Below are 10696 nucleotides of genomic sequence, written 5' to 3'. Positions count from 1 at the left end.
GGTGGAGGCCACCCACAAACCACCCTACGCTCGACTGTCTCGCCACCCGGAGGTTCAGCGAAAGCCGAACACAGGCGACGAACTGTCGTTACGCAACCTGACTAGTATGCCGCACGACCGGCGGCGGGTCTAATCGGGGTTACCTAGCTCACTTGATGATCTTGGTGACGAACCCGGCGCCGACGGTGCGGCCACCCTCGCGGATCGCGAACTTGAGGTTCTCCTCCATGGCGATGGGCTGGATCAGCTTCACCGACATGGTGGTGTTGTCACCCGGCATGACCATCTCGGTGCCCTCGGGGAGGGTGACGACACCGGTGACGTCCGTGGTCCGGAAGTAGAACTGCGGACGGTAGTTCTGGAAGAACGGGGTGTGCCGGCCGCCCTCCTCCTTGGAGAGGATGTAGACCGTCGCCTCGAACTCCGTGTGCGGGGTCGTGGTGCCCGGCTTGACGACCACCATGCCGCGCTCGACGTCCTCGCGCTTGATGCCACGCAGCAGCAGACCGACGTTCTCACCCGCGCGGGCCTCGTCGAGCAGCTTGCGGAACATCTCGATACCGGTGCAGACCGTCTTCTGCGACTTCTCGCGGATACCGACGATCTCCACCTCCTCGTTCGGCTTGAGGATGCCGCGCTCGGCGCGACCGGTGACGACGGTGCCACGACCGGTGATCGTGAAGACGTCCTCGATCGGCATGAGGAACGGCTTCTCGGTCTCGCGCTCCGGCTGCGGGATCGCGGTGTCGACCGCGGTCATCAGGTCCAGCAGCTTGCCGGTCCACTCGGGGTCACCCTCGAGGGCCTTCAGCGCCGAAACCCGGACGACCGGCAGGTCGTCACCCGGGTACTCCTGCGAGGAGAGCAGCTCGCGGACCTCGAGCTCGACGAGCTCCAGGAGCTCCTCGTCGTCGACCATGTCGCTCTTGTTGAGCGCCACGACGATGTACGGCACGCCAACCTGACGCGCGAGCAGCACGTGCTCACGGGTCTGCGGCATCGGGCCGTCGGTCGCCGCGACCACCAGGATCGCGCCGTCCATCTGCGCGGCACCGGTGATCATGTTCTTGATGTAGTCCGCGTGGCCGGGGCAGTCCACGTGCGCGTAGTGCCGCGCCTCGGTCTGGTACTCGACGTGCGCGATCGAGATCGTGATGCCGCGGGCCTTCTCCTCCGGCGCCTTGTCGATCTCGTCGAACGGCGTGTACGGGTTCAGGTCCGGGTACTGGTCGTGCAGGACCTTGGTGATGGCCGCCGTCAGCGTCGTCTTACCGTGGTCGATGTGACCAATGGTGCCGATGTTGACGTGCGGCTTAGTCCGCTCGAACTTCGCCTTCGCCACTGGTGTCCTCCTGTGGACTTCTTGGTTCGTACGCCCGGCGCGCCGGTCGGCGCTTAGGACTCTGTCGACAGCCTTTCCGGCCTGGCGGCCGGAGAGCTTTTGTGGGTTCTGCGGCGATGAAGCCTACAGGCCCGGTCTCACGCGATCCGATCGTGGTGGCCGCGGGCGGGTGTTGACCACCCGCGACCGACCACGAATCACCAGCTCGGGGAAGTTACTCGCCCGTCGCCTTCGCGATGATCTCCTTCGCGACGCTCTGCGGAACCTCGGCGTAGGAGTCGAACTGCATGCTGTAGCTAGCCCGGCCCTGGGTCTTCGACCGCAGGTCGCCGACGTAGCCGAACATCTCCGACAACGGCACCAGAGCCCTCACGATGCGGGCGCCGCTGCGCTCCTCCATCGCCTGGATGATGCCGCGGCGGGAGTTGAGGTCGCCGATGACGTCACCCATGTTCTCCTCAGGAGTGGTGACCTCAACGGCCATCATCGGCTCGAGCAGTGCGGGGTCGGCCTTGCGGGCCGCCTCCTTCATCACCATCGAGCCGGCGATCTTGAATGCCATTTCCGAGGAGTCGACCTCGTGGTACTGGCCGTCCAGCAGCGTCAGCTTCACACCGACGAGCGGGAAGCCCGCCAGGATGCCGTACTGCATGGCGTCCTGGGCACCGGCGTCGACCGACGGGATGAACTCCCGCGGGATACGACCACCGGTGACGGCGTTGGCGAACTCGTAGGTCGGCGAGTCGTTGTCCAGCGGCAGCGGCTCGACGCTCACGATGACGCGGGCGTACTGGCCGGAGCCACCGGTCTGCTTCTTGTGGGTGTACTCGATCTTCTCCACCTTGCGGCGGATCGTCTCGCGGTACGCCACCTGCGGCTTACCGATGTTCGCCTCGACGTTGAACTCGCGGCGCATCCGGTCGACCAGGATGTCCAGGTGCAGCTCGCCCATGCCGGCGATGACCGTCTGACCGGTCTCCTCGTCCAGCTTGACGCGGAAGGTCGGGTCCTCCTCGGCCAGCCGCTGGATGGCGGTGCTGAGCTTCTCCTGGTCGGCCTTGGTCTTCGGCTCGATGGCGACCTCGATGACCGGCTCCGGGAAGGTCATCGACTCCAGGATGACCGGGTTCGCCGGGTCGCACAGCGTGTCACCGGTGGTGGTCTGCTTGAGACCCTGCACCGCGATGATGTCGCCAGCCTGGGCCGAGCTGCGCTCTTCCCGCTTGTTGGCGTGCATCTGGTAGATCTTGCCGATCCGCTCCTTGCGGTCCTTGGTGGAGTTGACCACCTGGGTACCGGTCTCGACCACGCCGGAGTACACCCGGACGTAGGTCAGCTTGCCAAGGTGCTTGTCGGTCTGGATCTTGAACGCCAGGCCGGAGAAGGGCTCGGACTTCGACGGCTTGCGCAGCATCGGCGTCTCGCCGTCGGTGGCCGTGCCCTCGATCGCCGGAACGTCAAGCGGCGACGGCAGGTAGTCGACCACGGCGTCGAGCATGGGCTGGACGCCCTTGTTCTTGAACGCCGAGCCGCACAGCACCGGGTTGGCCTTGCCGGCGATGGTGGCACGCCGGATGGCGGCCTTGATCTCCTCGACGGAGACCTCCTCGCCCTCCAGGTACTTCTCCATCACCGAGTCGTCGACGTCGGCGAGGGTCTCCATCAGCTTCTCGCGCCACTCGGCCGCGGAGTCGGCCAGCTCGGCCGGGATCTCCTCGATCGCGTAGTCCTCACCCTTCTGGGTCTCCCCGCGCCAGGTGAGGGCGCGCATGCCGATCAGGTCGACGACACCGATGTGGTCGCCCTCGAGGCCGATCGGGATCTGGAGCACCAGCGGGGTGGCGTTCAGCCGGTCGATCATCATCTGCACGCAGCGGAAGAAGTCGGCACCGGTCCGGTCGAGCTTGTTGACGAAGCACATGCGCGGGACGTTGTACTTGTCGGCCTGCCGCCAGACGTTCTCCGTCTGCGGCTCCACGCCGGCGACACCGTCGTAAACCGCGACCGCACCATCCAGCACACGCAGCGACCGCTCGACCTCGACCGTGAAGTCGACGTGGCCAGGCGTGTCGATGATCTGGATCGTGTGGCCCTTCCACTCACACTTGGTGGCAGCGGAGGTGATGGTGATACCACGCTCCTGCTCCTGCTCCATCCAGTCCATGACGGCGGCGCCCTCGTGGACCTCACCGATCTTGTACGTGATGCCGGTGTAGAACAGGATTCGCTCGGTGGTCGTGGTCTTACCGGCATCGATGTGCGCCATGATGCCGATGTTGCGTACGTTGGCGAGCGCGTCTGCGGCGGCCACTTCAATCCCTACTTATCGTCGTCTCGACTCAACTGGTGGCGGTTCCGGCGCCCGGTGGGCGCCGGAACCTCAGGTGTTACCAGCGGTAGTGCGCGAAGGCCTTGTTGGACTCGGCCATCTTGTGCGTGTCCTCGCGCCGCTTGACGGCGGCACCGAGGCCGTTGCTCGCGTCCAGCAGCTCGTTCATCAGCCGCTCGACCATGGTCTTCTCGCGGCGGGCGCGGGAGTAGGTGACCAGCCAGCGCAGGCCCAGGGTGGTCGCCCGGGTCGGACGGACCTCGACCGGCACCTGGTAGGTGGCGCCACCGACACGGCGGCTACGCACCTCGAGGGTCGGCTTGACGTTGTCCATCGCCCGCTTGAGGGTGACGACCGGGTCGGTGCCGGACTTCTCGCGGCAGCCCTCGAGGGCCGCGTACACGATCGACTCAGCGAGCTGGCGCTTGCCGCGCAGCAGGATCTTGTTCACCAGCTGGGTGACCAGCGGCGAGTTGTACACCGGGTCAGCGACCAGCGGCCGCCGCGGAGCGGGTCCCTTACGCGGCATGTCAGCTCTTCTCCTTCTTCGCGCCGTAACGGCTGCGCGCCTGCTTGCGGTTGCGGACACCCTGGGTGTCCAGCGAGCCGCGGACGATCTTGTAACGCACGCCGGGGAGGTCCTTCACACGACCGCCACGCACGAGCACGATCGAGTGCTCCTGCAGGTTGTGGCCGACACCCGGGATGTAGGCGGTTACCTCGATCTGGCTGCTGAGCTTGACACGAGCGACCTTGCGCAGCGCCGAGTTCGGCTTCTTCGGGGTGGTGGTGTACACGCGGGTGCACACGCCGCGCCGCTGGGGAGACCCCTTGAGCGCAGGGGTCTTGGTCTTGGTCGTCTTGGCCTGACGGCCCTTTCGGACCAGCTGCTGAATGGTGGGCACCGGGTTTCTCCGCTCCCTTCGGCCGCTGCGAGGCGACCGCGCCGTCTGCTCTAGCCGGCCTGATGGACGGCTCTCCTACATTCCGACCAGGGTCACCTTGCGGAGGCCCCGGCACCCGCGGTCGGGCGTGTCGCCCAACTCACGGTTCCGGTACGGACGCTGTCGCGGGCGTACCGGGTTTCTGTCCCCGGCACGCGGATCGCCCCGCTCCGGATCTTTGGCTTGTCGTGCTGCCGTCCGGACTCCGGAACCAGCGCACGCACGAGTTGCCCGGGCATGCCCGGGCACAAGGGGAAAGAGTACCTACCACAGCCGCCCAGGTCAAAACGGAATGGGTCAGCGAGCGTCTCGCCCTCGCCGGCCGGATCTCGTCCCGCCTCGGCACCCGCGATGGGCACCTACGGATACAAGTGTACCGGCTTCCCCGCCGAAGCACCCGTCGCCCCCGGGCAGGCCCCGGGAACCCCTCGCCCCACCTGCGCCGGCCGTCCGCCGTGACGGCCCTGTCACGTCAGACTGATCAGCAACCCCAGCCCCAGACCCAACAGGCTCAGCAGGACACCCGCCGCACCGCAGCTGACACCGGCCACCGCGAGCCCTCGACCGGTGAAGCGCACCGCCGGCGGCGGGGACGGCCGGCGGATCTGCCGCTGAGCCAGCAGGCCGGTGACGACCGCCGCCGACCCCGCCAACACCCCGAGCACCGTGAAGGCGCCGGAGACCCACACTCCCCCACGGGTCCCGAAGGCCACCCCGATGCAGATCACCAGCAGCGAGACCAGGATCGACGCGATGCCGGCCACCAGCGACCCGGTCGCCAGCCCGGCGGTCACCGGCGGCACGTCCAGGTGCACCACGCCGAACGGGGTGCCGGGCACCGCCTCCACCCGCTTCGGCGGCCTCCGCTGATCGTCGGTGGGTGGCGGCACCGGCCGGGCGGCACCCGTACCCCAGGTGGGGAACTGCCCCGGCGCCGGCTGCCCCCAGCCGCCAGGCCCGGACGGCGGCTGACCCCAGCCGGGCGGCCCCGAGGGCGGGTGGCCCCAACCGGCCGGCGTGCCCGGCCCGGACGGCGGCTGGCCCCACCCGTGCGGCGCGGCAGGCCCCGGCGGTGGTTGGGCCCAGCCGTACGGCACCGGCGTCCCCGAGACGGGCTGGGGCTGTCCGTGGCCGGGCGGAAAGACCCCGCCCCACTCGGCGGTGGGCGGACCCCACGCCGGCGAGGGCGGCGGACCCCAGCCCGACGGCGTACCCGCGGGGGGACCGCCGGCGGTCGGGGCAGGGTGCTGCGCCCACCCGCTCGGGGCGGCGGAGAGATCGGCGGCCGGGCCCGACCCCGAGGACGGCACGGACGAAACCGGCGAACCGGGAGCCGCTACCGGGGAGTCAGCGCCCGAATCCGACGCCGCGGGGTCTGTCTCCGACGTCGGACCCGAGGGAGCCGCGTCCGGAGCCGGCGTGGCGGGCGTCGGCGACCCGGGGGTCACGTCCGGACCCGGCGTGGGAGCGGTCGCGCCCGGACCCGGCGCGTCAGGACGCCCGGCTGGTTCGTCCGCCGGGGGCCGCGCCGGTTCCGTCACGAGGTCCTCCTGTCGACAGGGCCGCCAGCGCGTGCGGCGGACACCGGCCAGGCTACCGCCGGAGGCGGCGCCGTCCGCGCCCGGCGCGGTCGCCGGTCGGTCAGTCCATGTTCGCCGGGTAGTCGTGACCGAACGGCGTGCCGGCCAGCCGGACCACGCCGACCACCACGACGACGACCACGCTGACCACGACCAGCACCAGGCCGGTCCAGGCCAGCCGCTCCCCCCGCCGCAGCCAGACGCTCCCGGTCAGGAAACCCCCCGAGGCGTACGCCTCCCGGCGGGCCTGCCGGGCCAGTTGGAGCGCCACGGTCGCCGGCACCACCCCACCGATGAACAGGCCGGTCAGCATGCCGAGCAACCCCAGCGCGAAGACCGCCCGCGCCTTCGTGGCGCGGGCCGGGTCCGGATCCAGCGGGTGGCGCAGGCCCTGAGACGCGACGGACACCTGCCCGGGTGCGGTCGTCATACCTCCATCATGCCGAACCCGGTCCGTGGGCGGGTCGGTCCGGGCACGACGAAGCCCCCGGCGGGTGCCGGGGGCTTCGTCGTTGTCAGTGCTTAGCGGTACGACCCGAAGTCGAAGTCGTCCAGCGGCACGGCCTGCCCGCTGGCCGGCCCGAACCCGTAGTCGGTCTCCGGGTAACCGGTCATCGAGTAGACCTTGGCCTTGGCCTCCTCGGTCGGCTCGACCCGGACGTTGCGGTACTTGCTGATGCCCGTACCGGCCGGGATGAGCTTACCGATGATCACGTTCTCCTTGAGGCCGACCAGCGAGTCGCTGCGCGAGTTGATCGCAGCGTCGGTCAGCACCCGGGTGGTCTCCTGGAAGGAGGCCGCGGAGAGCCAGGAGTCGGTGGCCAGCGAGGCCTTGGTGATACCCATCAGCACCGGACGGCCGGCGGCGGGCTCGCCACCCTCCGACACGAGCCGGCGGTTCTCCGACTCGAACAGCGCCCGGTCGACGAGCACGCCCGGCAGGAACTCGGTCGAGCCGGAGTCGATGACCGTCACCCGCTTGAGCATCTGGCGGATGATGATCTCGATGTGCTTGTCGTGGATGAGCACGCCCTGCGAGCGGTAGACCTCCTGGACCTCCTGGGTCAGGTGGACCTGGACCGCGCGCGGACCGAGGATGCGCAGCAGCTCGTGCGGGTCGATGGTGCCCTCGGTGAGCTTCTCGCCGACCTCGACGTGACCGCCGTCGTGGGTACGGAGCTTGACCCGCTTCGAGATCTTGTCGTAGACGATCTCGTCGCTGCCGTCGTCCGGCACCACGATGATCTTCCGCGAGCGCTCGCCGTCCTCGATCCGGATCCGACCGGGGGTGTCGGCGATGGGCGCCTTACCCTTCGGGACCCGGGCCTCGAAGATCTCCTGCACACGCGGCAGACCCTGGGTGATGTCCTCACCCGCGACACCACCGGTGTGGAAGGTACGCATCGTCAGCTGCGTACCCGGCTCACCGATGGACTGGGCGGCGATGATGCCGACGGCCTCACCGATGTCGACCGACTTGCCGGTCGGCAGCGAACGGCCGTAGCAGGCCGCGCAGACGCCCAGCTTCGACTCGCAGGTGAGCACGCTGCGCACCCGGACCGTCTCCACGCCGGCGGCGACGATCTTGTCGACCCCGATGGAGTTGATGTCCTGGCCGCGCTCGGCCACCACGGTGCCGTCCGGCCCCTTGATGTCGTCGGCCAGGGTCCGGGCGTGCACGCTGGTCTCGGCGTGGGTGTGGACGACGAGCTTGCCGTCCAGCCGCTCGCCGATCTGCATCGGGATCGCCCGGTCGGTGCCGCAGTCCTCCTCGCGGATGATGACGTCCTGCGAGACGTCCACCAGACGACGGGTCAGGTAACCCGAGTCGGCGGTCCGCAGCGCGGTGTCGGCGAGACCCTTACGGGCACCGTGCGTGGAGATGAAGTACTCCAGCACGGACAGACCCTCCCGGTAGCTGGCCTTGATCGGCCGCGGGATGATCTCACCCTTCGGGTTGGCCACCAGACCACGGATCGCCGCGATCTGCCGGAGCTGGAGCAGGTTACCGCGAGCACCCGAGTTGATCATCTTCCACAGTGGGTTCTCCTGCGGCAGCGCGGTGTCCATCTCCTTGGCGACCTCGTTGGTCGCCTTGGTCCAGATCTCGATGAGTTCGCCGCGACGCTCCTCGGCGGTCATCAGACCACGCTGGTACTGCTTGTCGATCCGGTCGGCTTCCTTCTCGTACTTCGCCAGGATCTCCGCCTTGCGCGGCGGGGCGATGACGTCCTCCATGCCGATCGTCACGCCGGACCAGGTGGCCCAGTGGAAACCGGCCTCCTTGAGCCCGTCCAGGGTGGCCGCGAGAGCCACCTTGGGGAAGCGCTCGGCGAGGTCGTTGACGATCGCGGAGAGCTGACCCTTGCGGATCTCGTAGTTCACGAAGCGGTAGCCCTGCGGCAGCGTCTCGTTGAACAGCACCCGACCGAGGGTGGTCTCCACGGTCAGCGGCTCACCCTCGACCCAGCCCTCCGGGGCGGTCCACGGCTCGGCGCCGGCGCCGTTGTCGACACCGATCACGTCGCGCAGGCGGATCTTGACCGGCGCCTGCAGGTGCAGCTCGCCGTTGTCGAACGCCATCCGCGCCTCGGCGTCCGAGCTGAACGCCCGGCCCTCGCCCTTCTCACCGGCGGTGAGGTGGGTGAGGTGGTACAGGCCGATGACCATGTCCTGGGTGGGCATGGTGACCGGCTTGCCGTCGGCCGGCTTGAGGATGTTGTTCGAGGACAGCATCAGGATCCGCGCCTCGGCCTGGGCCTCGGCGGACAGCGGCACGTGCACCGCCATCTGGTCACCGTCGAAGTCGGCGTTGAACGCGGTGCAGACCAGCGGGTGGATCTGGATGGCCTTGCCCTCGACCAGCTGCGGCTCGAACGCCTGGATGCCCAGACGGTGCAGGGTGGGCGCCCGGTTGAGCAGCACCGGGTGCTCGCCGATGACCTCTTCCAGCACGTCCCACACGACCGGGCGCTGACGCTCGACCATCCGCTTGGCGGACTTGATGTTCTGCGCGTGGTTGAGGTCGACCAGCCGCTTCATGACGAACGGCTTGAACAGCTCCAGCGCCATCTGCTTGGGCAGACCGCACTGGTGCAGCTTGAGCTTCGGGCCGACCACGATGACCGAACGGCCGGAGTAGTCGACGCGCTTGCCCAGCAGGTTCTGGCGGAACCGACCCTGCTTGCCCTTGAGCATGTCGGACAGCGACTTGAGCGGACGGTTACCCGGACCGGTGACCGGCCGGCCACGACGGCCGTTGTCGAACAGCGCGTCGACGGCCTCCTGGAGCATCCGCTTCTCGTTGTTGACGATGATCTCGGGAGCGCCGAGGTCGATCAGCCGCTTGAGGCGGTTGTTCCGGTTGATCACGCGGCGGTACAGGTCGTTGAGGTCCGAGGTCGCGAACCGGCCACCGTCGAGCTGCACCATCGGGCGCAGGTCCGGCGGGATGACCGGGACGCAGTCCAGCACCATGCCGAGCGGCGAGTTGCGGGTGTTCAGGAACGCCGCGACGACCTTGAGCCGCTTGAGCGCCCGGATCTTCCGCTGGCCCTTGCCGGACCGGATGGTCTCGCGCAGGCTCTCGGCCTCGGCGTCGAGGTCCATGTTCTGGACCAGCGCCTTGATGGCCTCGGCGCCCATCGAGCCGGTGAAGTACTCACCGAACCGGTCGCGCAGCTCGCGGTAGAGCAGCTCGTCGGTGACCAGCTGCTTCGGCTCCAGCTTGCGGAAGGTGTCCAGCACCTCGTCCAGGCGGTCGATCTCGCGCTGGGCCCGGTCGCGGATCTGGCGCATCTCGCGCTCTCCGCCCTCCTTGACCTTGCGCCGGACGTCCGCCTTGGCACCCTCGGCCTCCAGCTCGGCCAGGTCGGCCTCGAGCTTGGCGGCCCGCTTCTCGATCTCCGAGTCGCGGCTGTTCTCGGACTGCCGCTTCTCGGCCAGGATCTCGTTCTCGATCGTCGAGAGGTCACGGTGACGCGACTCCGCGTCCACGCTCGTCACGACGTACGAGGCGAAGTAGATGATCTTCTCGAGGTCCTTGGGGGCGAGGTCCAGCAGGTAGCCCAGCCGGCTCGGCACGCCCTTGAAGTACCAGATGTGGGTCACCGGAGCGGCGAGCTCGATGTGCCCCATCCGCTCACGACGAACCTTGGAGCGGGTCACCTCGACGCCGCAGCGCTCGCAGATGATGCCCTTGAACCGGACGCGCTTGTACTTACCGCAGTAGCACTCCCAGTCCCGCTGCGGACCGAAGATCTTCTCGCAGAAGAGCCCGTCCTTCTCCGGCTTCAGGGTGCGGTAGTTGATGGTCTCAGGCTTCTTGACCTCGCCGTGCGACCACTGACGGATGTCGTCGGCCGTGGCGAGACCAATGCGCAGCTCGTCGAAGAAGTTGACGTCGAGCACTATGTCCCCTATGTCGTCGTCTTTACAGCTAGATCACGGGCGGGGGGGGGGGGGGGGGGGGGGGGGGGGGGGGGGGAAGGACACCCCCCCG

Annotated in this window: 7 protein-coding genes; all 7 read right to left on the bottom strand. The window is 68.6% G+C overall.

Annotated features, from left to right (window positions below; genetic code table 11):
- Nucleotides 1–148: 148 nt before the first annotated feature.
- Complete coding sequence (gene tuf, locus AC3EN4_RS31685; RefSeq protein ID WP_421473218.1) at nucleotides 149–1342, bottom strand: elongation factor Tu; 1194 nt, start codon at nucleotides 1340–1342, stop codon at nucleotides 149–151.
- A gap of 214 nt (nucleotides 1343–1556) precedes the next feature.
- Nucleotides 1557–3653, bottom strand: a complete 2097-nt coding sequence (gene fusA / locus AC3EN4_RS31680) for an elongation factor G (protein ID WP_422736965.1) — start codon at nucleotides 3651–3653, stop codon at nucleotides 1557–1559.
- 76 nt (nucleotides 3654–3729) lie between these two features.
- Complete coding sequence (gene rpsG / locus AC3EN4_RS31675; RefSeq protein ID WP_007465317.1) at nucleotides 3730–4200, bottom strand: 30S ribosomal protein S7; 471 nt, start codon at nucleotides 4198–4200, stop codon at nucleotides 3730–3732.
- 1 nt (nucleotide 4201) lies between these two features.
- Complete coding sequence (gene rpsL, locus AC3EN4_RS31670) at nucleotides 4202–4576, bottom strand: 30S ribosomal protein S12 (RefSeq protein ID WP_007465318.1); 375 nt, start codon at nucleotides 4574–4576, stop codon at nucleotides 4202–4204.
- 506 nt (nucleotides 4577–5082) lie between these two features.
- A complete protein-coding gene (locus AC3EN4_RS31665) occupies nucleotides 5083–5463 on the bottom strand; it encodes a hypothetical protein (protein ID WP_435210202.1) in 381 nt (126 codons plus the stop codon).
- A 793-nt stretch (nucleotides 5464–6256) separates the two neighbouring features.
- Complete coding sequence (locus AC3EN4_RS31660; RefSeq protein WP_435210199.1) at nucleotides 6257–6625, bottom strand: hypothetical protein; 369 nt, start codon at nucleotides 6623–6625, stop codon at nucleotides 6257–6259.
- Nucleotides 6626–6717: 92 nt separating this feature from the next.
- Nucleotides 6718–10605: a DNA-directed RNA polymerase subunit beta' gene (locus AC3EN4_RS31655; RefSeq protein ID WP_422736968.1), complete on the bottom strand. Its 3888-nt coding sequence runs from the start codon at nucleotides 10603–10605 to the stop codon at nucleotides 6718–6720.
- Nucleotides 10606–10696: the final 91 nt, after the last annotated feature.

This window comes from Micromonospora sp. bgisy143 (assembly GCF_057708145.1).
Note: the sequence above shows the minus strand (reverse complement) of the source record. Positions and strands in the feature narration are given on the sequence as shown.

Excerpts from the sequence above, each read along its gene's own strand:
- rpsG (WP_007465317.1), bottom strand. The coding sequence starts at position 4,200 with ATGCCGCGTAAGGGACCCGCTCCGCGGCGGCCGCTGGTCGCTGACCCG.
- AC3EN4_RS31660 (WP_435210199.1), bottom strand. The coding sequence starts at position 6,625 with ATGACGACCGCACCCGGGCAGGTGTCCGTCGCGTCTCAGGGCCTGCGC.